Here is a 24,369-nt window from a genome sequence, read left to right as displayed (position 1 = left end):
CTACTTGCTCGCCTGCGGGATCACTTGCTCGCCCCGACGGGTGTCGAACGGGTGGGTGGTGGTGGCCACCGGTGACTGGTTGATCGACTGCAGTGCCTCGGCATTGGTCTTGCCGGCGGTCCGCGCCTGCAGGTAGGCCTTGAAGTCGTTGGGCGAGACCACCCGGACCTCGAAGTTCATCATCGAGTGGTACGTGCCGCACATCTCCGCGCAGCGCCCGACGAACGCGCCGGTCTCGGTGATCTCGGCGACCTGGAACTTGTTCTCGGTGTGGTTGGCTTCCGGGTTCGGGAAGACGTCACGCTTGAACAGGAACTCCGGCACCCAGAACGAGTGGATGACGTCGGCGGAGGCGATCTGGAACTCGATGCGCTTGCCGGCCGGCAACACGAGCACCGGGATCTCGTTGCTGGTGCCCAGCGTCTCGACCTTGTCGAAGTTCAGGTACGTGCGGTCCTGCGGGTTCAGGCCGCGCACCGCGCCGACCTTCTCCTCGCCGTGGGCGTCGACACCCTCGGGCTTGGAGACCATCGCGGCCTTGCGCGCCGCGTCGGCACCGTCGTAGTCGAGCGTGCCGTCCTTGAAGTCGATCTTCTGGTAGCCGAACTTCCAGTTCCACTGGAAGGCCGTGACGTCGATGACGACCTCGGGATTGGGATCCCGGTGCATCATCTTCTCCTGCACGACGACTGTGAAGTAGAAGAGCACGGAGATGATCAGGAACGGGATGATCGTGAGCGCCAACTCCAGCGGCATGTTGTAGCCGAACTGGCGAGGCAGCTCCGCGTCGTCGGGCGTCCCCTTCTTCTTGCGGTGGAAAGCCATCGCCCAGAAGGTCAGGCCCCACACGATGATGCCGACCGCGAACGCGGCGATGACCGACCAGACCCACAAGTCGCGGTTGGTCTGCGCCTCGGGGGTGATGCCCTTGGGCCAGCCCAGGCCGAACACTTCCTCGTAGCTGCACCCGCTGAGAGCGAGCGCCAGCGCACCGAAGGTGACGGCTAACGCCAGTACCCGAATTCGGGAACCGCGGGTCTTCACGTAGGCGCCTCCTGCTCGCGGGAACTTTTCGCGAAACGAATACTACGCAGCGTAGACCACACCCGAACACCCAGCCCGGTTGATCGCTGGGTTGCGGCATACTAGGCCCGGTGTGCGGACTGCTGGCCCTGGTTACAGACCCCGCAGTCGCCGTCACCCCGCCCATCGTGGAAGCCGTGGCGGGCGCGTCGCATCTCATGCGCCACCGGGGGCCCGACGAGCCCGGAACCTGGTCGGACGACCGGGTTGTGCTCGGGTTCAACCGGCTCTCGATCATCGACATCGCCCACTCCCATCAGCCGCTGCGCTGGGGTCCGCCGGATGAACCCGACCGCTACGTCCTGGTGTTCAACGGCGAGATCTACAACTACCTGGAATTGCGTGCGGAGTTGCAGTCCGAGTTCGGCGCGGTGTTCGCGACCGACGGCGACGGCGAGGCGATCGTGGCCGCCTATCACCACTGGGGCACCGCGGCGCTGAGCCGGCTGCGCGGCATGTTCGCGTTCGCGCTGTGGGACACCACAAACCAGGAATTGTTCTGCGCCCGCGACCCATTCGGCATCAAGCCGCTGTTCATGGCCACCGGGTCGGCGGGCACCGCGGTCGGCAGTGAGAAGAAGTGCCTACTCGGCCTGGCCGCCGACGTCGGCTTCGACGAGTCGCTGGATGTGCGGGCGCTGCAGCACTACACGGTGCTGCAGTATGTGCCCGAGCCCGAGACGCTGCACCGCGGCATCCGCCGGCTCGAGTCGGGCTGCTACGCGGTCATCCGCCCCGGCGAGCAGCCACGGGTCCACCGCTACTTTGTCCCCCGGTTCTCGGCGGCCCCCTTCGTGGCGGGGCGTGAGCAGGACCGCTACGACGAGATCACCGCGGTCCTGGAGGACTCGGTCGCCAAGCACATGCGCGCCGATGTGACGGTCGGGGCGTTCCTGTCCGGCGGTATCGATTCGACCGCGATCGCCGCGCTGGCCATCCGGCACAATCCGCGCCTGATCACCTTCACCACCGGGTTCGAGCGGGAAGGCTTCTCCGAGGTCGACGTGGCCGTCGCGTCGGCCGAGGCGATCGGCGCGCGGCACGTGGCCAAGGTGGTCAGCCAGGCCGAGTTCGTGGCCGCGCTGCCCGAAATCGTCTGGTATCTCGACGAACCCGTTGCCGACCCGGCGCTGGTGCCGTTGTTCTTCATCGCCAGGGAGGCCCGCAAACACGTCAAGGTGGTGTTGAGCGGCGAGGGCGCCGACGAGCTGTTCGGCGGGTACACGATTTACCGGGAACCGTTGTCGCTCAAGCCTTTCGACTATCTCCCCCGGCCGGTCCGCAAGTCGCTGGGCCGGGCGTCGCGGCCGTTGCCGGAAGGCATGCGCGGCAAGAGCCTGCTGCATCGGGGCTCGCTGACCCTCGAGGAGCGCTATTACGGCAACGCCCGCAGCTTCTCCGACGAGCAGCTGCGCGCTGTGCTGCCCGGTTTCGATCCGGGCTGGACGCACACCGACGTCACCGCACCGGTCTACGCCGAGTCGGCCGGCTGGGACCCGGTCGCCCGGATGCAGCACATCGATCTGTTCACCTGGCTGCGCGGCGACATCCTGGTCAAAGCCGACAAGATGACGATGGCCAACTCGCTGGAACTGCGGGTGCCGTTCCTGGACCCCGAGGTGTTCGCGGTGGCCTCCCGGCTGCCCTACGACCAGAAGATCACCCGCACCACCACCAAGTACGCACTGCGCCGCGCGCTGGAGCCGATCGTGCCGCCGCACGTGCTGAACCGGGCCAAGCTTGGCTTCCCGGTGCCGATCCGGCACTGGCTGCGCGCGGGCGAGCTGATGGACTGGGCCTACGGCATGATCGACGCCTCGCAGGCCGGCCATCTCGTCGACATCCCCGCGGTGCGCGCCATGCTCGATGCGCACCGCGCCGGGGACAGCGATCACAGCCGACGGCTGTGGACGGTGCTGATCTTCATGCTGTGGCACGCGATCTTCGTCGAGAAGAGCGTGGTGCCGACGATCAGCGAACCGCAGTACCCCGTCCAGCTCTAAGCGATTGCCGCGGCAATCTCGTCGGCCGCCTCGTCACCGTAGGCGTCCCTGATGCGCGCGATCCCGGCGTTGCGGTCCCAGGTCCACTCCTGCGGACCCGGCGCTTCCAGCACCAGGGTGGCGACCAGCGACGCGAACTGCGCGGCGCGTTCCAGGCTCAGGCCGGCGTCGCGGCCGGTGAGGAATCCGGCACGGAAGGCGTCGCCGATACCGGTCGGGTCGTCCTTCTGCGTCTCGGGCACCACATCGACGTGGATGAAAGTGCCGTCACGGCCGACGAGGTCGACCCCGTTGGGGCCCAGCGTGGTGATGCGCAGCTGAATCTGGCTCATCACTTCGGCTTCCGACCAGCCGGACTTCTGCAGCAACAGGTCCCACTCGTAGTCGTTGGTGAACAGATACGTGGCGCCGTCGATGAGCCGGCGGATCTCGTCACCGGAGAGCCGGGCCAGCTGCTGGCTGGGGTCGGCGGCGAACGCCAGACCCAGCTTGCGGCACTCCTCGGTGTGCAGGAACATCGCCTCCGGGTCGTTGGCGCCGACAATCACCAATTCCGGTGCGCCGCTTCGCTCTACGAGATCGGCAAGCTTGATATCGCGGGCTTCTGACATCGCACCCGGGTAGAACGACGCGATCTGGGCCATGTCCTCATCGGTGGTGCAGACAAACCGCGCGGTGTAGGCGGTCTTCGACACCAGCACGTGGGAGGTGTCCACACCGTGCGATTCCAGCCACTGCCGGTACTCGTCGAAGTCCGAGCCGACAGCGCCGACCAGCGTCGGGTTGCCACCGAGCAGACCCATCGCGTAGGCCATGTTGCCCGCGACGCCGCCGCGATGCACCACCAGATCGTCGACCAGGAAGCTCAGCGACACCTTCTGCAGATGCTCTGCCAGGAGCTGTTCGGAGAACCGCCCGGGAAACCGCATCAGGTGGTCGGTGGCAATGGATCCGGTCACCGCGATCGCCACGTTGTGCCCGCCCTTCATTCGCTAGTGGGACTAGCACGCTCGGTGCGCTAGCCTGCGTACAAGAGCCGACTATATGGCCCGGCATCGGCCCCGCTGCGGCGGGTGCTTGAAGTTTCGGCCTCCGCGAAGATCCCAGGGAGACTTATCGATGGCTGGCCCGATTCCGCCGCATCAGCAGGTCGGGGCCGAGCCGTATCCCGACGAGCCGTACGGCCGGCCAGGAATGCCCACCCAAGGCCCCTACCCCGGCGTGTACCCGGGGGCGTTGCCGCCACCGGTGGCGTACCCGAAGCCGCGCCGGCGCCTAGGGCTGTGGCTGGGCCTGGTCGCGCTGGTGCTGGTGGGTGTCATCGTGGCGGCGGTCCTGCTCATCCGCACCGGGCCGGCGAGCACGACGGCGGCCGGCGGATTCACCGAGGCGTCGGCCAAGACGGCGATCACGAACTACCTGACCGCGCTGTCCAAGGGCGATACCGAGGCCGTCGCACGCAACAACCTGTGCGGCATGTACGACGGGGTGAAGGACCGCAAGTCCGATCTGGCGCTGGCGCGGTTGGCCAGCGATGCGTTCCGCAGGCAGTTCTCCGGGGCCGAGGTGACCTCGATCGATTCGATCGTGCCGTGGTCGAACTACCAGGCCCAGGTGTTGTTCACCATCAAGGTGGCGTCATCGGGCTCACGCGGCAGTCGCGGCGAGGAGCAGGGTGTGGCGCAGTTGCTGCGGCAGGGCAATCAGCTGCTGGTCTGCTCGTATCTATTGCGAACGGCCGCCCAGTACTGACTGGACGGCCGTCGCAAAAAACGGGGCGAGTGGAAGAGCTGCTTAATTGAACGAGTCGCCGCAGGCGCAGGAGCCGGTGGCTTGGGGGTTGTCGATCGTGAAGCCCTGCTTCTCGATGGTGTCGACGAAGTCGATCGTGGCGCCCTGGATGTAGGGCGCGCTCATCCGATCGACGGTCAGGTTGACGCCGCCGAACTCGCTGATCAGGTCGCCGTCGAGGGTGCGGTCGTCGAAGAACAGGTTGTAGCGCAGGCCGGCGCAGCCACCGGGCTGGACGGCGATCCGCAGCGCCAGGTCGTCGCGGCCCTCCTGGTCCAGCAGTGCCTTGGCCTTGGCGGCCGCCGCGTCGGTCAGGACCGCGCCGTGGGTCTCGGTCGTGGTCGACTGATCGGAAACAGTCATTGCGTCTCCCTAAAAGCTGATGTCTGTGTGGGTTGCCGTGAGGTGTTAGCCCACCTGGTCAACGGTACCTTGTCCGGGCACTATTCCCGAGTTGATGCGACGGCCCCGGCTTCCCCGAGCCCGGCTGCGGTCCGGCGGGCCAGTCCGGTGAGCTGGTTGGCGGCGTCGTCGATCGCGACCTGCACCGACCCGGCGTAGTCGGCGATCGCGTGCGCGGCGGTGATCCCCGCCTCATCCAGCACCGCCGGCCCCAGGGTGACCTGCCCGGCGAGCACCAGCACCGGGATGCCGCGGGTCAGGGCGCCGCCGGCCAGCGCGCTGACCACCTTGCCGTGCAGGGACTGGTCGTCGAACCGGCCCTCTCCGGTGACGATCATGTCGGCGGCAGCGATGTCCCCGGCCAGCCCGGTGAATTCAGCGATGACGGCCGCCCCGGACTCGCGCCGGCCGCCAAGTGCCAGCAGTGCGGCACCTAATCCCCCGGCCGCTCCCGCGCCGGGTTGCGGGCTGACCGTGTCACCGGCCAGCGCGTCGAGTTCGGCCCCCCACGCCGTCATCCGCTGCTCGAGGAGCTCCACGGTCGCCGGGTCGGCGCCCTTCTGAGGGCCGAAGATCCGCGCCGCGCCCATCGGGCCCAGCAGCGGGTGTTCGACGTCGGTGGCGGCGATCAGCTCGATGCCGGTCAGCTTCTCCTTGGCCTGGGCAAGACCACCGAGCGCCTCGATGAGCCCGCGCCCGCCGTCCGTGCAGGAGCTGCCGCCCAGGCCCACGACGATCCGGTTCGCGCCGGCATCCAGCGCGGCATCGACGAGCTGGCCCACCCCGTGGCTGTGCGCGGCGACCGCGGTGTCCGGGGTCGGCGGGCCGCCCAGCAGCGCCAGACCGCAGGCCTGCGCGCACTCGATGTAGGCCGTCGAGGTCTCGTGGTCATACACCCATTCGGCATCGACGACGTCGGTCAGCGGACCGGAAACCCGGGTGTGGTGAACCTCACCGAGTCGGCTGGCCAGCACGCCCACAAAGCCAGGGCCGCCGTCGGACTGCGGCGCCAGGGTGAGTTCGTCGGACGGCCGGGCTTGGCGCCAACCCGCGGCGATGGACTCGGCGGCTTCGACGGCGGTCAGGCTGTCGCCGTAACAGTCCGGCGCGATCAGCACCCGCATTCCTGCAGGGTAACCTGGCACGCGTGAAGCTGCTGGGCCGCAAGAAAGACGATGGCGACGCCAACGCCGAACCAATCGACGCCGACGAACCCGTCGTATTGGGGGGCACCACCGCACCCAAGGGCAAGCCGACCCCGAAGCGCAACGAGTCCGCCAAGCGCCGCGGGCCGGTCGCCCCGGCACCGATGACATCGGGCGAGGCACGCAAGCGTCGCAAGGAGATGCGCGCCACGCTGACCAAAGAGGAGCGCCAGGCCGACAAGGCTCAGCGGCGCACCGCGATGAACCAGCGGCGCGAGCGGATGATGGCCGGCGAAGAGGCCTACCTGCTCCCCCGCGACCAAGGTCCGGTGAAACGCTATGCGCGCGACATCGTCGACTCGCGGCGCAATGTCCTCGGCCTGTTCATGCCCGCCGCGCTGGGCCTGATCTTCGTGATGCTCGCCGTGCCGCAGGTCCAGCTGTTCATCTCCCCGGCGATGCTGGTGTTGATGTTGGTCATGGCGATCGACGGAGTCCTGTTGGGCCGCAAGGTCAACAGGGCTGTCAACGCCAAGTACCCGGATAACAGCGAAGGCTCGTTCAAGCTGGGGATGTACGCGGCGGGCCGCGCTTCCCAAATCCGCCGTATGCGCGCACCGCGACCGCAGGTCGACCGCGGCGCCAAGGTCGCCTGAGCCGACCAGACGGAGTGCGCACGCTGGTGCTCGGCGGAATCAGGTCGGGCAAGTCACGATGGGCTGAAGAGATCATGGCCGGCGAGTCCTCGGTGCGCTATGTCGCCACCGGTGCGTCCGCCGACGCCGATCCGGCCTGGGCGCAGCGGGTCGCCGAGCATCGCGATCGGCGGCCGGCATCGTGGAGCACCGTTGAAACCACTGATGTGGCGGCACTTTTGCGCGACGGTCCGCACACCGCGACCCTGGTCGACGATCTGGGCGGCTGGCTGACCGCCGCGCTGGACCGCCGCGGGTGGGATGGCGGTTCGGTGGCCGCCGACGTCGACGAGCTGGTCGGCGCCGTCGACGGATTCTCTGCCCCGCTGGCGTTGGTCAGCCCGGAGGTGGGCCTGACCGTGGTGGCCGCGACCGCGTCTGCCAGGCGCTTCACAGACGAGCTCGGCACACTCAACCAACGACTCGCCCAGTGCTGTGAGCAGGTGGTCCTGGTGGTTGCGGGACTACCGGTCTGGGTCAAACCGACGAAGGCGTTGAACTGATGGATTTCCCCGCGGTCACACCGCCAGACTCCAGTGCCGCAGCGGCGGCACAGCGCAGACAGGACATTCTCACCAAACCGGCCGGCGCCCTTGGCCGGCTCGAAGATCTCTCGGTGTGGGTGGCCAGCTGCCAAGGACTCTGTCCGCCAAGACAATTCGAGCACGCCCGGGTGGTGGTGTTCGCCGGTGACCACGGGGTGGCCCGCACGGGGGTGTCGGCCTACCCGCCGGAGGTCACCGCGCAGATGGTGGCCAACATCGACGCCGGCGGCGCGGCGATCAACGTGCTGGCCGGCATCGCGGGCGCGTCGGTACGCGTCGTCGACATCGCGGTGGACTGCGAGCAGCCGCTGACCGAGGCAATCGGCGCGCACAAGGTTCGTCGTTCCAGCGGCAACATCGCCCTCGAGGATGCGCTCAGCGCCGAGGAGGTTGTCGCCGCGCTGGACGCCGGCCGCCAGCTGGCCGACGCCGAGGTCGACGCCGGTGCGGATCTGTTGATCGCCGGTGACATGGGCATCGGGAACACCACCGCCGCGACGGCGTTGATCGCCACGCTCACCGACACCGAGCCGGTGGCGGTGGTGGGCCGCGGCACGGGTATCGACGACGCCGCGTGGGTGCGCAAGACGGCGGCGGTGCGCGATGCGATGTTTAGGGCCAGGCAGTTTCGCCCCGATCCGGTCGGGCTGTTGCGCACCTGCGGCGGCGCGGACCTGGCCGCGATGGCCGGGTTCTGCGCGCAGGCCGCGGTGCGGCGCACTCCCCTGCTGCTCGACGGCGTGGTCGTCACGGCTGCGGCGCTGGTCGCCGATCGCATGGCGCCCGGGGCGCGGGCCTGGTGGCAGGCCGGGCATCGGTCGACCGAGCCGGCGCACACGCTGGCGCTGGCCCATCTGGATTTGGTTCCGATCGTGGATCTGGGCCTGCGCCTTGGCGAGGGCACCGGCGCCGCGGTGGCGCTGCCGATCCTGCGCGCGGCCGTCGCGACGCTGGCGTCGATGGCCACCTTCGAGGGCGCCGGCGTCTCCGAACGCGCGTCGGACTGACTGTGTTTCGTTCGCTGGCAACCGCTTTCGCCTTCGGGACGGTGTTGCCGGTCCCACTGCACGGTGAGGTGGTCGGCCGTTCGACGATGACGGCGCTGCCGATTGTCGGCGCGACGCTCGGCGCGCTCGCCGCCGCGGCGCTATGGGGCGGTGCGTGGGCCTTCGGTGCGCACAACCCACTGGCCGGGGTACTGGCCGTCGCCGTGCTGCTGCTCGCCACCCGGGGCCTGCACATCGACGGGCTCGCCGACACGATCGATGGATTGGGTTGCTACGGACCGCCGGAACGCGCACTGCAGGTGATGCGGGACGGAACGGCAGGCCCGTTCGGCGTCGCGGCCGTCGTCGTGGTGGTGGCCGCCCAGGCGCTGGCGTTCGCCACGGCACCGTCGAGCTGGACCGGGCTGCTCGCGGTCGTGACCGCGCTGGCTACCGGGCGGGTGGCCGCGGTGCTGGCGTGCCGGCGCGGAGTGCCCGCGGCCGACGGCAGCGTGCTGGGCAAACAGGTCGCGGGCAGTCAACCATTGGCGGTTGTGCTGGTCTGGGGCCTGCTCGTGGCCGGGCTCGCGACGGTGGCCACGCCGAGGGTGTGGCAGGGACCGCTGGTGGTGCTGGTCGCGCTGGGGCTGGCCGCAATCCTGGTGGCTCATTGTGTGCGACGGTTCGGCGGTATCACCGGCGACGTGCTGGGCGCGGTGATCGAGCTGACGACGACATGGGTGATCATCGGTCTGGTGGCCCGTGCCTGACGGCGATCTGCCCGAATTGCGGCGCGGGGCCAGCAAACCGAATTAGATTCGGGCATAGGCAGGGGGTGGCCAATGGGCATATCGGACGGGACGCCCGATTCGCATTGGTTCGAGCAGTTGGCCAACAGCAGCGCAACGGTGTTCTTCGCCTTGCGAGTGAAACCGGACCTGGCTTTCGAATACCTCAACGGCGCCGCCGAGAACCTGCTCGGCTGGACGGCGGCCGAAGCAGCCGCCAACCCCGAGGTCGTGCTGGGTGGGATCAACGCCGCACAGATGGATCTGCTTGAGCAGCTCCTGGCGCTGGCCCCTGGCGAAGAGACGAACATCGAACTGAGCTGGCGACACCGAGACGGGAGCCCGGTCTACGGACGGACATTCATCCGGTCGCGACAGCGCGAGGACGGCTCAGTGGTCTTGGAGGGCGCGACCCGCGACGTGACCCAGTTGCATGCCGTGGAGGCCGAACTCCGGCAGTCCGAGGAGCGCTACCGCCTCCTCGTCGAAAACGCCTGGGACGTGGTGTGGACAGCGGCGGTGAACGGCACCGTGACCTACGTCAGTCCCGCCATCGAAAGGCTGCGCGGGGTCACCGTGGAGGAGACGATGACCCAGTCACTCGAGCAGTTCTATCCCCCGAAATCCGCCGACAGCGTTCGGAAGTACTTCCGCAGCGCGCTTGCCGCGGCCGAGAACGGCACCGAGCTGCCGCCCTTTCGTCTGGAACACGAGTTCTTTCACAAGAATGGCTCAAAGGTGTCCGCCGAGATGCAGGTCATCCCCCACCTCGATCAGGAAGGGCGGGTCCTGGAAATCCTCGGCGTCACCCGGGACATCACGGAACGCAAGGTATTCGAGGCCGAGCTGAGGCGGTTGGCCGTCACCGACCCGGTGACCGGCGTGTGGAACCGGCGCCACGGTGAGGAGCTGCTGTCCGCCGACCTGAGCGCGTCCCACGACGATGGCCAGTCGCTGTCGCTGTTGATGCTCGACGTCGACAACTTCAAGACCATCAACGACACCCGGGGGCATCAGGCCGGTGACCGGGTCCTCGTCGAGTTTGGCCGGCGCCTGGCTGCCGTCAGTCGAGATACCGACATGGTGGCCCGTTGGGGCGGTGAGGAATTCGTCATCCTGTTGCGTAACTGCGCATTACCGGATGGTGTGCGCATCGCCGAAAACATTCGCGCCACGATCGCGGACACCCCGTTCATCGACGCCGGCGCGGTGACGGTGAGCATCGGGGTCGCCGAGGCCACCCGGCAGGACGATGTGACGTCGTGGGTGGCCCGCGCCGACGAGGCGCTCTATGCAGCCAAGGGGTCGGGACGTAACACCGTGCGGGCGGGCCTGGCTAGCTGAGCCTGGCCATCCAGCCGTGTGTGTCGGCGAAGGTGCCGCGCTGGATGCCGGTGAGCGTGTCGCGCAACGCCATCGTCACCTCACCGGGCTGCCCGTCGGCGATGGTGAAGTCGCCGTCGCCGTACTTGACGTGTGAGACCGGGGTGATGACGGCTGCGGTGCCGCAGGCGAACACCTCGGTGATCTCCCCGGCGGCCGCGCCCTTGCGCCATTCCTCGACGTCGATCTTGCGTTCCTCGACGCCGTAGCCGGCGTCGCTGGCCAGTTGCAGCAGCGAATCACGGGTGATCCCGGGCAGCAGCGAGCCGGACAGCTCCGGGGTGACCAGCCGTGCCGAGCCGCCGCTACCGAAGACGAAGAACAGGTTCATCCCGCCCATCTCCTCGATGTAGCGGCGTTCGATCGCGTCGAGCCACACCACCTGATCGCAGCCGTGCGCGGTCGCTTCGGCTTGCGCCAGCAGCGAGGCGGCATAGTTGCCGCCGAATTTTGCCGCACCGGTGCCGCCCGGGCTGGCGCGCACGTATTCGGTGGACAGCCACACGCTGACCGGTTTGATCCCGCCCTTGAAGTAAGCGCCGGCCGGTGAGGCGATGACCAGGTAGCGGTATTCGGTGGCCGGCCGTACCCCCAGGCCGGGCTCGGTGGCGATCACGAACGGCCGCAGGTACAGCGACGCCTCGCCGCCGGCGGGCGGCACCCACTGGTCGTCGACGGCAATCAGCTGACGCAGGGATTCGACGAACAGCTCCTCGGGCAGCTCCGGGATCGCCAGCCGCCGCGCCGAGCTGCGCAGCCGCGCCGCGTTGGCCTCCGGACGGAACGACACGATCGCTCCGTCCGCCCACCGGTAGGCCTTGAGGCCCTCGAAAATCTCCTGCGCGTAGTGCAGGACGATGGCCGACGGATCCAGCTCGATCGGGCCGTACGGCATGACGCGCGCGTCATGCCACCCCAGTTCGTCGGTGTAGAGCACCGACACCATGTGGTCGGTGTGGAACCGGCCAAAGCCTGGATCGGCCAGGATGTCAGCCCGTACCTCGTCGCTCGCCGGATTCGCGTTGCGCTCAACCGTGAACTCGAGGGGACCGTCTGTCATAGCAGAAATTGTAGACCGGGCCGCTACTCAATTCCCCAGGTCGCTTCGCTCCTGCCCGCCGCTACCGAGTTTTGACCTCGACGAAAGGCGGCTTGACCACCTCGCACTCCAATGGGCGGCCGCGGACGTCGACGTTGACCAGGGCACCGTCGTCGATTCCGGCGTCGGCGTCGATGAGGGCAAGCGCGATACCGACTTTCAGCGTCGGCGAGAACGTGCCCGATGTCGTGACGCCCACCGTCTCGGAGCCATTGAGCACGCTCAGATCGGGACGCAGCACGCCCCGGCCGGTCGCGCGCAGGCCGCGCAGCAGACGGCGCGGGCCGGCCTGCTTCTCGGCCAGCAGGGCCTCGCGGCCCCAGAACGCGTCCTTCTTCCAGCCGATCGCCCAGCCGCAGCGGGCCTGCAGCGGCGAAATGTCCAGTGACAGCTCGTGGCCGTGCAGGGGGTAGCCCATCTCGGTGCGCAGGGTGTCGCGTGCGCCCAGCCCGGCGAGTTGTCCACCGGCGCCCTGTACCTCGGCCACCAGGGCGTCGAACACCACCGGCGCGGAGTCCCACGGCGGCAACAGCTCGTAGCCCTGCTCGCCGGTGTACCCGGTGCGGCAGACCCGCACCGGCACACCGGAGTACGTGGCGTCGGCATAGCCCATGTAGTCCATGTCGGTGGGCAAGCCAAGCTTGGCGAGCACATCGGCGGAGCGGGGGCCCTGGACGGCGAGTACGGCATACGAGCGATGCTCATTGGTGATCGAAATGCCAAGTGGCGCAGCCGCTTGCAAGGCCTCGACCACGGCGGCGGTATTGGCGGCGTTGGGCACCAGGAAGATCTCGTCGTCGCTGACGTAATAGGCGATGAGGTCGTCGATCACCCCGCCGTCCGGCGTGCAGCACAGGGTGTACTGCGCCTTGCCGGGGCCGATCCGGTGCAGGTCGTTGGTCAAGGCGGAGTTCACGAAGTCCGCGGCGCCGGGGCCGACCACCAGCGCCTTGCCCAGATGGCTGACGTCGAACAGGCCGACGGCTTCGCGGGTGGCGGTGTGCTCGCCGACCGTTCCGGCGTAGGACACCGGCATCAGCCAGCCTCCGAACGACGCGAAGGTGGCGCCCAGCGCGCGGTGCTGACTGTCGAGCGGCCCATGCAGCAGGCCTGATGTGTCGGTCACGGCCAACAACACTAATCCCCCGCGATTAGTGTGAATCCTCGTGAGCACTGAAGCCGGCTACCTAGCCCCCACCGTCACCGTCGCGACCACGCTGCCCAAGCGCGCCTTGGGTGCGGTGTTGATCGTCCCGGTCGTGACCGACCCCGACGGCGACGGCTCCGCCACGGTCGTCGGCGGCCCGTTCCTCGACGCCGAGGCCATCGGCGAAATCCAGGTGAGCCTGCGGGCCCTGGGCGCCAAGGGCGGCCCCGAGCAGGTCACCCGCCTGCACGTGCCGTCGCTCGCGGTGGGCAGCGTGCTGACCGTCGGGCTCGGTGCCGACCGTGACGAGTGGCCGGCCGACGTCATCCGGCGCGCGGCCGGGGTGGCGGCCCGGTCGCTGTCCGGAGTGGAGACCGTGATCACCACGCTGACCGAGCTGCACCTGGAGGCCGCGATCGAGGGGCTGATCCTGGGGAGCTACCGGTTCACCGAATTCCGCAGCGCCAAGACCGCGCCGAAGGAAGCGGCCCTTGGCAAGATCGTCGCGCTGAGCACCGCGGCCGGCGCCAAGAAGGACGCGGCACGGGCCACCGACATCGCGACCGCAGTGGCCACCGCCCGCGATTTCGTCAACACCCCGCCGAGCCACCTGTTCCCTGGCGAATTCGCCAAGCGCGCCAAGGCTTTGGGCGAGGCGGTCGGCCTGGAGGTCGAGGTACTCGATGACAAGGCGCTGGCCAAGGCCGGCTTCGGCGGCATCATCGGCGTGGGCAAGGGCTCGTCCCGCCCACCGCGGCTGGTGCGACTGACTCACCGCGGGGGTAAGGGCAAGAAGGCCAAAACCGTCGCGCTGGTTGGCAAGGGCATCACATTCGACACCGGAGGCATCTCGATCAAGCCGGCCGCCTCGATGCACCACATGACCTCGGACATGGGTGGGGCCGCAGCGGTGATCGCCACGGTGGTGCTGGCCGCCAAGCAGGGGCTGCCGATCGACGTGATCGCCACGGTGCCGATGGCCGAGAACATGCCGTCATCGACGGCGCAACGTCCCGGTGACGTGCTGACCCAGTACGGCGGGATCACCGTCGAGGTGCTCAACACCGACGCCGAGGGGCGGCTGATCCTGGCCGACGCCATCGTGCGGGCCTGCGAGGACGACCCGGACTACCTGATCGAGACCTCGACGCTGACCGGCGCCCAGACCGTCGCGCTGGGCGCCAGGATCCCCGGCGTGATGGGCAGCGACGACTTCCGCGACCGGGTGGCCCGGATCTCGCAGGACGAGGGCGAGAACGGCTGGGCGATGCCGCTGCCCGACGAATTGAAAGACGACCTCAAGTCCTCTGTGGCCGACCTCGCCAACGTCAGCGCGCAGCGGTTCGCCGGCATGCTGGTCGCCGGGGTCTACCTGCGTGAGTTCGTCGCCGAAGACGTGCAATGGGTGCATATCGACGTCGCCGGGCCGGCGTACAACACGTCCGGCCCGTGGGGATACACCGGCAAGGGCGGCACCGGGGTGCCGACGCGGACGATGTTCGCGGTCCTGGAGGACATTGCCGCCAACGGCTAGCGCAGCGGGAAGTCCCAACGGCTAGTGCAGCGGAAAATCGATACCGTGCTCCGCGGGGGGACGCGGACTGAAGATGCGCAGCTCCTCCTCGCCGATGCGCACCTCGTTGATGGAGGCCTCGCGGCGGCAGTTGAGACCGTGGGCGTCGAATTCCCACAGTTCGTTGCCGTAGCTGCGCCACGACTGCCCGGCCTCGTCGTGCCACTCGTACTGGAACCGCACGGCAATGTGGTTGTCGTGGAACGCCCACAGTCCCGTGCGCAATGCGTAGGAGTGTTCGCGCCGAAACTTCGCGATCAGGAAGTCGACGATCTGGTCACGTCCGGTGACAAAGGTGTCGCGGTAGCGCCACACCGAATCCGGCGAAAAGCCCAGTGCGACATGCCAGGGATCGCGGGTGTTCCAGGAGTCCTCGGCGGCCTGCACTTTGGCCAGCGCGGAGTCGAGGTCGAAGCACGGCAGCGCCAAGCGGGTGCGCGTGGTCTCGGTCATGGCTCGACCCTGGCAGCCGAGCTCGCGACTGGCATCACCGCAGGCCGCCATAACGCTCTACCTGCTAGCTGGTAGAGCGAGCGTTAGATGAGCTTCTGGCGGGCGGTGCTGCGCATCACCTGCGGGGCGATGCGCGACGTGCCGTACAGCAGGTAGGCCTCTGGTGCCACGGGCCGGACCGCCTTGTTCTTCACGACGGAGTCGACGATCGCCTTGGCCACCTTCTCCGGGCCGTAGCCGCGCTTGTCGAACCCGGCGGCGACCTGCTTCTGCCGCGCCGCCACCGCACCGGCCTTGCCCTCGGGCGCATCCCAGCGGGTGGTATGGATGATGTTCGTGTTGATCACGCCCGGGCAGATGGTCGTCAATCCGATTCCGGCGGAATCCAATTCGGCGCGCAGGCAATCGGAGAACATGTACACCGCCGCTTTCGATGTGCAGTACGCGTTCATGGCCTGCAGCGGCGCGTACGCCGCCATCGAGGACACGTTGACGACGTGCCCGCCGAGACCGCGGTCGACCATCCGCTGGGCGAACGACCGGCAGCCGTTGACGACGCCGCCGAGGTTCACGTCGAGCACCCGATCCCACTCCTGCGCGGGGGTGTCCAGGAATGAGCCCGCCTGGCCGATGCCTGCGTTGTTCACCACGACGTCGGGCACGCCGTGGTCACGGCATACGCGCTGGGCGAACTCCTCGACGGCGTCGGCGTCCGAGACGTCGAGCACGTAGGAGTGCGCGACGCCGCCGCCTGCGGTGATGTCCGCGGCGGTCTTCTTCACACCGGCCTCGTTGAGGTCACTGACCACCACCTCGGCACCCAGCCGGGCGAACAGCAGCGCCGTCTCGCGCCCGATGCCGCTGCCCGCACCGGTGACCGATACGAGCTTGTCGCCGAACTGCTTTCGCGGCCGGTTGACCTGGGCGCGCAGTAGCGCGCGACTGGCCGGCTTGCCGTCGAGGTGTTCGGCCAGCTCGGTCACCGCCGCGGCCAGCACCTGCGGGTGGGAGAACGGCGACCAATGCTTGGCGCGAATGTCGCGGCGCCACAAGCGCGGCGCCCAGCGGGCGGTGTCGTCATAGACGTGGGGCCGCACGTACGGGTCGTCGAGATTGACGATCACCTGCACCGGGACCTCGACGTAGCGGTCGTTGCGGACGCGAAGCAGCGAGTGAAAGAAGTTGGCGCGGTAGATCTTCAAGCCGTTGACGGCATCGGCGGTGTAGGTCTGTCCGTAGTGCCGCTGCTCGACGGGGATGCCCCGGGTCAGCATCAGCTTCAGTGGCGCGGCGGCGGCTCGCATCAGCGCGGGGGCCAGCACCGGTACCGAGAATGCCGACATGTAGCTGAGGTGGGCGGCCTGAGACAGCGCGCGGGCGAACAACTTCGGCCGGTACGGCCGCTTGAGGCCGTCGCGGACATAGCGGCTGAAGTGATCGGCGCCGGGGCCGGACACCGAGGTGAAGGACGCCACCCGGTCGGCGGCCTCGGGGCGGGCCACGTACTCCCACATGGTGGCCGATCCCCAGTCGTGGGCCAGCACGTGCACCGGCTGCCCGGGACTGAGTTCGGCGATCACGGCGGCGAAGTCGTCAGCGAGATGGGCCATCGTGTAATACGAGAATGACTTGGGTCCCGAGGACGCGCCCGCGGCCCGGTTGTCGTAGCGGATGATCCGGAACTTGTCGGCCAGCAGCGGCACCACGCCATCCCACAGCGCATGGCAGTCGGGCCAGCCGTGGACCAGGACGAGGGTCGGTCCCTGCGGGTTGCCCTCCTCGTAGACCGCGAGGCGGGTTCCGTCGTTGCTGTCGACATAACGCATGGTCATCAGGACTCCAGATCTCGATCTCGTTCACGACGGCGTTCGATCCGCCGTCGGGCGTCATAGTCGCGCATCCGCTGCGGATACCCGACTTTCTGCACGTCGTACACGGGTATGGCGAGCTGCTCGCCGAGCCTGCGGGCACCGGCCGGGCCGCCTGCGGGGCGGCGGGTCCACTCACCGTCGGCGGCCACCAGCACGATGGTCAACGGCGTGACGCTGGTCTTGGGCTCGACGAATGCCTCGACCCCGGTGCGCAGCGCGGCCCAATCCCGCAGATGCTTTTGGTCGGCGGCAACATCTGATTCGCCCCGGCTACCGGGCCGGAACCTGTCGAACAGCCCCAACTCCCACGCACTCCTCTCAGTGGTTCTTTCCATCGATGGTGCCAGAGAAAACACACCTCGCCCTGAGTGCATGTGAGTGGCTCGGCAATGACAGGATGGGTATACGACGCTGTGGTATGCCATAAGCCCGACCCGCACGACTGACCGTTCGAGGGAGTCAACACAATGGCCGTCTCCGTCCAGATGCCGGCACTCGGTGAGAGCGTCACCGAGGGGACCGTCACCCGGTGGCTCAAGCAAGAGGGCGATACCGTCGAGGTCGACGAACCTCTGCTCGAGGTCTCGACCGACAAGGTCGACACGGAGATCCCCTCGCCGGTGTCGGGCGTGCTGACCAAGATCGTTGCCCAGGAGGACGACACCGTCGAGGTCGGTGGCGAACTCGGGATCATCGGGGAAGCCGGCGAGGAGGCCTCCTCGGAGCCCGCCCCGGCTGCCGAGGAGAAGCCCGCCGAGGAGCCAGCCGCCCAGCCGGAGCCGGCCGCCGAAGAGAGCGAGCCCGAATCCGAACCTGAGCCCGAACCCGCCGCGCAGCCGGCCGCAGAGTCGTCGGGGTCCTCGACCTCAGTGGTGATGCCCGAACTCGGCGAGTCCGTCACCGAGGGCACCGTGACCCGGTGGCTGAAGAAGGTCGGCGACTCGGTTGACGTCGACGAGCCCCTGGTCGAGGTGTCCACCGACAAGGTCGACACCGAGATCCCCTCACCGGTGGCCGGGACGCTGATCAGCATCACCGCCGAGGAGGACGACACCGTCGCGGTCGGTGGCGAGCTGGCCAAGGTCGGCGAAGCCGGTGCCGCGCCGGAACCCAAGGCCGAACCGAAGCCGGAACCTAAACCCGAGCCGAAGGCCGAACCCAAACCGGAACCGAAGGCCGAGCCCAAGCCCGAACCGAAGCCCGAGCCCAAGCCGGAACCCACGCCCGAGCCCAAGCAGGCGCCGGCGGCCGCTGACGAGGGTGCCGCAGGCGACGGCAGCCCGTACGTCACCCCGCTGGTACGAAAGTTGGCCGTCGAGAACGAGATTGACCTCACCAGCGTCAAGGGCACCGGCGTCGGCGGTCGCATTCGCAAGCAGGATGTGCTGGCCGCCGCTGAGGCCAAGAAGGCCCCCGCCGCCGCTCCTGCAGCCGCGGCACCGGCGGCCGCCGCCCCGGCTGCCTCGGCGGCACCGTCGCCCCTGGCTCATCTGCGCGGCACCACGCAAAAGGCCAACCGGATCCGGCAGATCACCGCCAAGAAGACCCGCGAATCGCTGCAGACCACTGCGCAGTTGACGCAGACCCACGAGGTCGACATGACCAAGATCGTGGCGCTGCGGGCCAAGGCGAAGACCACCTTCGCCGAGCAGGAAGGGGTCAACCTGACCTACCTGCCGTTCATCGCCCGCGCGGTGATCGATGCGCTCAAGGCACATCCGAACATCAACGCCAGCTACAACGAGGACACCAAAGAGATCACCTACTACGACGCCGAGAACCTCGGCTTCGCAGTGGACACCGAGCAGGGTCTGCTCTCGCCGGTGGTGCACAACGCCGGTGACCTTTCGCTGGCCGGGCTGGCGCGCGCCATCCACGACATCGCCGACCGGGCCCGCAGCGGCAACCTCAAACCCGATGAACTCTCCGGTGGCACGTTCACGATCACCAACATCGGCAGCCAGGGCGCGTTGTTCGACACCCCGATCCTGGTGCCGCCGCAGGCCGCGATGCTGGGCACCGGCGCGATCGTGAAACGGCCCCGGGTAATCGTCGACGACCTCGGCAACGAGTCGATCGGTGTTCGATCCATCTGCTATCTGCCGCTCACCTACGATCACCGGCTGATCGACGGCGCGGACGCCGGCCGCTTCCTGACCACCATCAAGCGGCGGCTCGAAGAAGGGGCGTTCGAGGCCGACCTAGGCCTGTGACGCTATGAGCCAACCGGTAGAGGGGCTCGTCGTTGCGATAGCCGGTTCATCCGGCCTCATTGGTTCGGCGTTGGTGTCAGCGCTGCGTGCCGCCGACCACCGTGTGGTGCGCATCGTGCGCAGGGCACCGGCCAACGGCGACGAGCTGCACTGGAATCCCGACAGCGGCGAGTTCGATCCCGCCGGCCTGGAGGGCGTCGACGCCGTGATCAACCTGTGCGGGGTGAACGTCGGCGAGAAACGGTGGTCGGGCGCGTTCAAGCAGAGCCTGCGCGACAGCCGCATCGGTCCCACCGAGGTGATCTCCGCCGCCGTCGCCGACGCCGGCGTCCCGGTGCTCATCAACGCCAGCGCGGTCGGCTACTACGGCGACACCCGCGGCCGCGTCGTCGACGAAACCGCGCCTGCCGGAGGGGGTTTCCTCTCCCGGCTCTGCATCGACTGGGAGTCCGCGGCGCTGGCCGCCGAGGACGCCGGTGCGCGCGTGGTGCTGGCCCGGTCAGGGTTGGTGCTGTCCCCCGGCGGCGGGGTGCTGGCTCGGCTGCGTCCACTGTTCAGCCTCGGCCTGGGCGCTCGGCTGGGCAGCGGGCGGCAGTACATGCCGTGGATCAGCCTCGAGGACGAGATCCGCGGGCTGTTGTTCGCGATCAACAACGACGACCTGTCCGGTCCGGTGAACTTCACCGGACCGGCGCCGGTGACCAATTCGGAGTTCACCGCGGCGTTGGGCCGGGCGCTGAACCGGCCGACGGCGTTGCTGGTGCCCGGGTTCGCGTTGCGCACTCTGCTCGGCGAGTTCGCCGACGAGGGGCTGCTCGACGGGCAGCGGGCCATCCCCGCCGCGCTGGAGCGGGCCGGGTTCGTCTTCCACCACAACACCATCGGCGAGGCGCTCGCGTACGCGACCGCGTCCACCTCTGCGTAGTAGCGTCGAGGAGGTGCGGCAGTCAATCCGATCCAGCTCAGCGGACCTGCAGGTGCGCCAGCTGGGCACCATCGACTACCTGGCGGCCTGGGAATTACAGCGCGAGGTGGCCGACGCCCGGGTGGCCGGTGGACCGGACACGCTGCTGTTGCTGGAGCATCCCGCGGTCTACACCGCGGGTAAACGCACCGAAGCCCACGAACGGCCGATGGACGGCACACCCGTCATCGACACCGATCGCGGCGGCAAGATCACCTGGCACGGCCCCGGACAGCTGGTCGGCTATCCGGTGATCGGCCTGGCCGAACCATTGGATGTGGTGAATTTCGTTCGGCGCCTTGAGGAATCGCTGATCCGCGTGTGTGCCGACTTCGGGGTCGACGCCGGTCGGGTGGACGGCCGCTCCGGGGTGTGGCTGCCTGCCGAGGGTGCTCGCCCGGCCCGCAAGATCGCCGCGATCGGCATTCGAGTGGCCCGCGGGACGACGCTGCACGGGTTCGCCCTGAACTGCGACTGCGACCTGCAGGCGTACTCGACGATCGTGCCGTGTGGAATCGCCGACGCCGGGGTGACTTCGCTGACGGCGGAACTGGGCCGGCCCGTCGGTGTCGAGGACGTCCGTACCCGAGTGGCCGAGACGGTGTGTGACGCACTGGACGGCCGCCTGCCCGTAACATTGACCACGTGACAGTTCCCGCTCGGTCCGATGTCGCCGGCCCAGCGGCTCCGGAAGGCCGCAAACTGCTGCGCCTGGAGGTTCGCAACGCCGAGACGCCGATCGAGCGCAAGCCGCCGTGGATCAAGACCCGGGCGCGAATGGGCCCCGAGTACACGAATCTCAAAGCACTGGTCAAGCGCGAAGGTCTGCATACCGTCTGCGAAGAAGCCGGCTGTCCCAATATCTTCGAATGCTGGGAAGACCGCGAGGCGACATTCCTCATCGGCGGCGAGCAATGCACCCGGCGCTGTGATTTCTGCCAGATCGACACCGGCAAGCCCGCGGAGCTCGATCGCGACGAGCCGCGGCGGGTCGCCGAGAGCGTCGCCGCGATGGGCTTGCGCTACGCGACGGTGACCGGGGTGGCCCGCGATGACCTGCCCGACGGCGGGGCGTGGCTGTACGCCGAAACGGTGCGCGCCATCAAGGAACTCAACCCGGCCACCGGGGTGGAGCTGTTGGCCCCGGACTTCAACGGCGAGCCGGAGCTGCTGCGCGAGGTGTTCGACTCGCGGCCGGAAGTGTTCGCGCACAACGTGGAAACGGTGCCCCGGATCTTCAAGCGGATCCGTCCGGCCTTCCGCTACCAGCGCAGCCTCGATGTGCTGACCGCCGCCCGCGAGGCCGCACTGGTCACCAAGAGCAACCTGATCCTGGGCATGGGCGAGACCATCGACGAGGTGCACACCGCGCTGACCGATCTGCACAGCGCGGGATGCGACATCATCACGATCACCCAGTACCTGCGCCCGTCGCTGCGTCACCACCCGGTCGAGCGGTGGGTCAGGCCCGAGGAGTTCGTCGACCTGGCCACCTACGCCGAGGGGCTGGGATTCGCCGGGGTGCTGTCCGGACCGCTGGTGCGCTCCTCTTACCGTGCCGGCCGGCTGTATCAGCAGGCAGCGGCGGCGCACAAGCTCACGCGGTGACCGCGGCGTCACGCTGATCGCGGGCCCGTATTCTTGGTAGTTATGGCGAAAACCCGCAACGCTGCGCAAGACAAGGCAGCCAAGGCCGAGGCAAAGGCTGCCAGCAAGGCCGCTGCCAAGCAGCGCCGCAAGCAGCTGTGGCAGGCGTTCCAGATGCAGCGCAAGGAAGACAAGCGGCTGCTGCCCTACATGATCGGTGCGTTCGTGCTGATCCTGGGAGCATCAGTGGCCGCCGGCGTTGTCGTCGGCGGGTTCACCATGTACATGCTGATCCCGCTGGGCGTGGTGCTGGGCGCGCTGGTGGCGTTCATCATCTTCGGCCGGCGCGCGCAGAAGTCGGTGTTCACCAAGGCTGAGGGTCAGACCGGTGCGGCGGCCTGGGCCCTGGACAACCTGCGCGGCAAGTGGCGGGTGACCCCGGGGGTCGCGGCCACCGGTCACTTCGACGCCGTGCACCGGGTGATCGGCCGTCCCGGCGTGATCTTCGTCGCCGAGGGTTCCCCGGCGCGGGTGAAGCCGCTGCTGGCGCAGGAGAAGAAGCGCACCGCGCGGCTGGTCGGTGACATCCCGATCTACGACGTGATCGTCGGCAACGGCGAGGGCGAGGTGCCGCTGTCCAAGCTGGAGCGGCATCTGACCAAGCTGCCGGCCAACATCACCGTCAAGCAGATGGACGTGCTGGAGTCCAAGCTCGCCGCGCTGGGCACCCGGGCGGGTCCGGCGGCGATGCCGAAGGGGCCGCTGCCCGCGCAGGCGAAGATGAAGGGCGTGGCACGCACGGTGCGGCGACGCTGACGGGCTTGGGGGGCCGTTTTGTGTACTGCATGTGAGTGGGCGCCGCACTTCAGCGCTCTCGGTTCCGGAGTTCTGACGCGGCGGACGGCGCTGCGAGCCGTGGCGGTGACGGCCGTCGCGGCGACAGGTGCGGCGTGTGCGAAGCCGCCCGCGGCGGTGGGCCGCACAACCGCCGACTTCGTGTTCCGCAGCGGCCGGATCTACACCGTGTCACCCGCCAAGCCGTGGGCGCAGGCGGTGGCTGTCACGGGCAACACGATCGCCTATGTCGGGGACGACGCCGGCGCGATGGCGCTCGCAGGCCCCGACACGCACGTCGTCGACCTCAAAGGCAACCTGCTATTGCCGGGGTTCGTGGAGGGTCACATCCACCCGTTCCTCGGCGCGTTCCTGACCAGCGGTGTCGACCTTCAAGTGCCCACGGGTGCGGACGCGCTGGCTGCGATCGCCGCATACGCGAAGGAACATCCCGACGGTCCAGTGCGTGGATTCGGTTGGCGCGTCGACATGTTCGGGCCCGACGGGCCTACCCGCGGCGAGCTGGACCGGGTGCTGCCCGACCGGCCCGGGTTCTTCTTCGCGATCGACGGTCACAGCATGTGGGCCAACAGCAAGGCGTTGGAGAAGGCCGGCGTCGGCCGGGACACCCCTGATCCGATTCCCGGTTTCAGTTATTACGCCCGCGACGAGCACGGCGACCCGACCGGCTACATCCTCGAAGTCGATGCCGTGCTGAGCCTGGTCAACGCCGTCGACCCGATCTCAGCGCATTCGATGCAGACGCTGCTGGAGACGTGGCTGCCGAAGGCGTCGGCCGCGGGGATCACCTCGGTCTTCGATGCCGGGGTGCCGCCGATCGGTGAGGACCAGGGCGCCATCATCAGCCTGTACACCGACCTGGAGCAGCGCGGGGCGCTGCCGTTCCGGGTGGTCGCGTCCTACAGCGTGAAATCCCCGCCGGTCGACGACGCGGTGGCCAAGCTGACCGATATCCGCAACCGGATCTCGACCGAGCTGGTCAACGTCGGCGTGGTGAAGGTCATCGGTGACGGCACGCAAGGTGGTTACACGGCGTGGCTCATCGAGCCGTATGCGGACAAGCCGGATTCGATCGGCGCATCCCCGTTCACCGAAGATCAGTGGCGCCAACTGGTCCGGGAGGTCGACGCCGCCGGGTTCGACGTGCACGTGCATGCGTGCGGTGAACACACGGCGCGCACGGCGCTGGATTCCATCGAGGCGGCGATCGCGGCCAACCCACCCCGGGACCGCAGGCATACGATCGCCCATCTGGTGTACGTCGAGGATCCCGACAGTCAGCGGTTCGGCAAACTCGGTGTGATCGGCCAGTTTTCGGCGAACTGGATGTCGGCCGACCCCGACACGGTGCTGAACATGGCGGCGCGCTATGGCAAGCCACGGCAGGATCTGTTCTATCGGACGCAGGACATCCTGCGCTCCGGTGGCCGTATTTCACTGGGGACCGACTGGCCGGCGGCGGGGTACTTCTCCACCTACAAGCCGCTGGAGTCCATCCAGATCGGGGTGACCCGTCAGCTGATCGGCGAAGCGAACGCACCCGTGCTGGCGCCGACCGATCAGCGACTCAGCGTCGCCGAGGCGGTGCATGCCAACACCATGGGTGCGGCCTACCAGATCCGGCTCGACGATAAAGTCGGCTCGGTCGAGGTGGGCAAGCGGGCTGATCTCATCGTGTTGGATACCAACATCTTCGAGGTCGACCCGCACGACATCCACCGGGCCACCATCACCATGACGATGATGAACGGTCAGGTCCGCCACCAGGTCTAAAGTTCGACGAACC

Annotated in this window: 23 protein-coding genes; 14 read left to right on the top strand and 9 right to left on the bottom strand. The window is 68.3% G+C overall.

Annotation, left to right across the window (positions count from 1 at the left end; translation table 11 throughout):
* Nucleotides 1-1,044: a cytochrome c oxidase subunit II gene (locus tag SLQ31_RS13375; RefSeq protein WP_319433319.1), complete on the bottom strand. Its 1,044-nt coding sequence runs from the start codon at nt 1,042-1,044 to the stop codon at nt 1-3.
* Nucleotides 1,045-1,154: 110 nt separating this feature from the next.
* Between SLQ31_RS13375 and asnB the strand changes: the two genes are divergently transcribed.
* Entirely contained in the window at nt 1,155-3,086 is a 1,932-nt protein-coding gene (asnB, locus tag SLQ31_RS13370; protein WP_319433317.1) for an asparagine synthase (glutamine-hydrolyzing), read from the top strand.
* Here the strand turns inward: asnB and SLQ31_RS13365 are convergent.
* Nucleotides 3,083-4,057 carry a carbohydrate kinase family protein gene (locus tag SLQ31_RS13365; protein ID WP_319434618.1) on the bottom strand — a complete coding sequence of 325 codons (975 nt, stop codon included), beginning with the start codon at nt 4,055-4,057 and terminating at the stop codon, nt 3,083-3,085. The two genes, asnB and SLQ31_RS13365, sit on opposite strands and share 4 nt — an antisense overlap.
* 148 nt (nt 4,058-4,205) lie before the next feature.
* On the opposite strand from SLQ31_RS13365, the gene SLQ31_RS13360 reads away from it, so the two are divergent.
* Nucleotides 4,206-4,838 (top strand): hypothetical protein, encoded by a 633-nt coding sequence (locus tag SLQ31_RS13360; protein WP_319433315.1) that lies wholly within the window; start codon nt 4,206-4,208, stop codon nt 4,836-4,838.
* A 42-nt stretch (nt 4,839-4,880) separates the two neighbouring features.
* Here SLQ31_RS13360 and SLQ31_RS13355 read toward each other — a convergent pair whose 3' ends face one another.
* A complete protein-coding gene (locus SLQ31_RS13355; protein WP_319433313.1) occupies nt 4,881-5,240 on the bottom strand; it encodes an iron-sulfur cluster assembly accessory protein in 360 nt (119 codons plus the stop codon).
* Between the two features lie 80 nt (nt 5,241-5,320).
* On the bottom strand, nt 5,321-6,403 hold the full coding sequence (locus tag SLQ31_RS13350) for a glycerate kinase (RefSeq protein WP_319433310.1): 1,083 nt from the start codon (nt 6,401-6,403) through the stop codon (nt 5,321-5,323).
* A 23-nt stretch (nt 6,404-6,426) separates the two neighbouring features.
* On the opposite strand from SLQ31_RS13350, the gene SLQ31_RS13345 reads away from it, so the two are divergent.
* The 5 genes from SLQ31_RS13345 (at nt 6,427) to SLQ31_RS13325 (ending at nt 10,782) form a co-directional block, all read left to right on the top strand.
* Nucleotides 6,427-7,080: a DUF3043 domain-containing protein gene (locus tag SLQ31_RS13345; RefSeq protein ID WP_413642041.1), complete on the top strand. Its 654-nt coding sequence runs from the start codon at nt 6,427-6,429 to the stop codon at nt 7,078-7,080.
* 14 nt (nt 7,081-7,094) lie between these two features.
* Nucleotides 7,095-7,622, top strand: coding sequence for a bifunctional adenosylcobinamide kinase/adenosylcobinamide-phosphate guanylyltransferase (locus SLQ31_RS13340; protein ID WP_319433308.1), 528 nt, complete (start codon nt 7,095-7,097; stop codon nt 7,620-7,622).
* Nucleotides 7,622-8,671, top strand: a complete 1,050-nt coding sequence (gene cobT / locus SLQ31_RS13335) for a nicotinate-nucleotide--dimethylbenzimidazole phosphoribosyltransferase (RefSeq protein WP_413642039.1) — start codon at nt 7,622-7,624, stop codon at nt 8,669-8,671. The genes SLQ31_RS13340 and cobT overlap by 1 nt, the downstream gene beginning before the upstream one ends.
* Nucleotides 8,672-8,673: 2 nt before the next feature.
* Nucleotides 8,674-9,420 carry an adenosylcobinamide-GDP ribazoletransferase gene (locus SLQ31_RS13330; protein WP_319433305.1) on the top strand — a complete coding sequence of 249 codons (747 nt, stop codon included), beginning with the start codon at nt 8,674-8,676 and terminating at the stop codon, nt 9,418-9,420.
* Between the two features lie 72 nt (nt 9,421-9,492).
* Nucleotides 9,493-10,782 (top strand): diguanylate cyclase, encoded by a 1,290-nt coding sequence (locus SLQ31_RS13325; protein ID WP_319433303.1) that lies wholly within the window; start codon nt 9,493-9,495, stop codon nt 10,780-10,782.
* Here the strand turns inward: SLQ31_RS13325 and SLQ31_RS13320 are convergent.
* Nucleotides 10,775-11,881, bottom strand: a complete 1,107-nt coding sequence (locus tag SLQ31_RS13320) for a branched-chain amino acid aminotransferase (protein ID WP_319433301.1) — start codon at nt 11,879-11,881, stop codon at nt 10,775-10,777. The genes SLQ31_RS13325 and SLQ31_RS13320 overlap by 8 nt on opposite strands.
* Before the next feature lie 61 nt (nt 11,882-11,942).
* Nucleotides 11,943-13,046, bottom strand: a complete 1,104-nt coding sequence (gene gcvT / locus SLQ31_RS13315) for a glycine cleavage system aminomethyltransferase GcvT (RefSeq protein WP_319433299.1) — start codon at nt 13,044-13,046, stop codon at nt 11,943-11,945.
* Between the two features lie 40 nt (nt 13,047-13,086).
* Between gcvT and SLQ31_RS13310 the strand changes: the two genes are divergently transcribed.
* Nucleotides 13,087-14,601, top strand: coding sequence for a leucyl aminopeptidase (locus SLQ31_RS13310; RefSeq protein WP_319433297.1), 1,515 nt, complete (start codon nt 13,087-13,089; stop codon nt 14,599-14,601).
* Nucleotides 14,602-14,622: 21 nt separating this feature from the next.
* On the opposite strand, the gene SLQ31_RS13305 is transcribed toward SLQ31_RS13310, so the two are convergent.
* The 3 genes from SLQ31_RS13305 to SLQ31_RS13295 all read right to left on the bottom strand — a co-directional run bounded on the left by SLQ31_RS13305 (nt 14,623) and on the right by SLQ31_RS13295 (nt 17,266).
* Nucleotides 14,623-15,093, bottom strand: a complete 471-nt coding sequence (locus SLQ31_RS13305; RefSeq protein ID WP_319433295.1) for a nuclear transport factor 2 family protein — start codon at nt 15,091-15,093, stop codon at nt 14,623-14,625.
* 83 nt (nt 15,094-15,176) lie between these two features.
* Entirely contained in the window at nt 15,177-16,925 is a 1,749-nt protein-coding gene (locus tag SLQ31_RS13300; RefSeq protein WP_319433293.1) for an SDR family oxidoreductase, read from the bottom strand.
* On the bottom strand, nt 16,925-17,266 hold the full coding sequence (locus SLQ31_RS13295) for an oxidoreductase (protein WP_319434612.1): 342 nt from the start codon (nt 17,264-17,266) through the stop codon (nt 16,925-16,927). The genes SLQ31_RS13300 and SLQ31_RS13295 overlap by 1 nt, the downstream gene beginning before the upstream one ends.
* A 165-nt stretch (nt 17,267-17,431) precedes the next feature.
* Between SLQ31_RS13295 and sucB the strand changes: the two genes are divergently transcribed.
* From sucB to SLQ31_RS13265, 6 genes are read left to right on the top strand one after another with little or no spacing between them, the layout of a single operon-like run.
* Nucleotides 17,432-19,177 carry a 2-oxoglutarate dehydrogenase, E2 component, dihydrolipoamide succinyltransferase gene (sucB, locus tag SLQ31_RS13290; RefSeq protein ID WP_319433291.1) on the top strand — a complete coding sequence of 582 codons (1,746 nt, stop codon included), beginning with the start codon at nt 17,432-17,434 and terminating at the stop codon, nt 19,175-19,177.
* A gap of 4 nt (nt 19,178-19,181) precedes the next feature.
* Nucleotides 19,182-20,102, top strand: coding sequence for a TIGR01777 family oxidoreductase (locus tag SLQ31_RS13285; protein ID WP_319433289.1), 921 nt, complete (start codon nt 19,182-19,184; stop codon nt 20,100-20,102).
* Nucleotides 20,103-20,115: 13 nt separating this feature from the next.
* Nucleotides 20,116-20,790 (top strand): lipoyl(octanoyl) transferase LipB, encoded by a 675-nt coding sequence (gene lipB, locus SLQ31_RS13280; protein WP_319433287.1) that lies wholly within the window; start codon nt 20,116-20,118, stop codon nt 20,788-20,790.
* Nucleotides 20,787-21,749: a lipoyl synthase gene (gene lipA / locus SLQ31_RS13275; protein WP_319433285.1), complete on the top strand. Its 963-nt coding sequence runs from the start codon at nt 20,787-20,789 to the stop codon at nt 21,747-21,749. The genes lipB and lipA overlap by 4 nt, the downstream gene beginning before the upstream one ends.
* A 42-nt stretch (nt 21,750-21,791) precedes the next feature.
* A complete protein-coding gene (locus tag SLQ31_RS13270) occupies nt 21,792-22,544 on the top strand; it encodes a DUF4191 domain-containing protein (RefSeq protein WP_319433283.1) in 753 nt (250 codons plus the stop codon).
* A gap of 18 nt (nt 22,545-22,562) precedes the next feature.
* Complete coding sequence (locus SLQ31_RS13265; RefSeq protein ID WP_319433281.1) at nt 22,563-24,356, top strand: amidohydrolase; 1,794 nt, start codon at nt 22,563-22,565, stop codon at nt 24,354-24,356.
* Nucleotides 24,357-24,369 lie beyond the last annotated feature (13 nt).

The sequence above is a fragment of the Mycobacterium sp. RTGN5 genome (genome assembly GCF_033804465.1).
GTDB lineage: Bacteria > Actinomycetota > Actinomycetes > Mycobacteriales > Mycobacteriaceae > Mycobacterium.
Note: the sequence above shows the minus strand (reverse complement) of the source record. Positions and strands in the feature narration are given on the sequence as shown.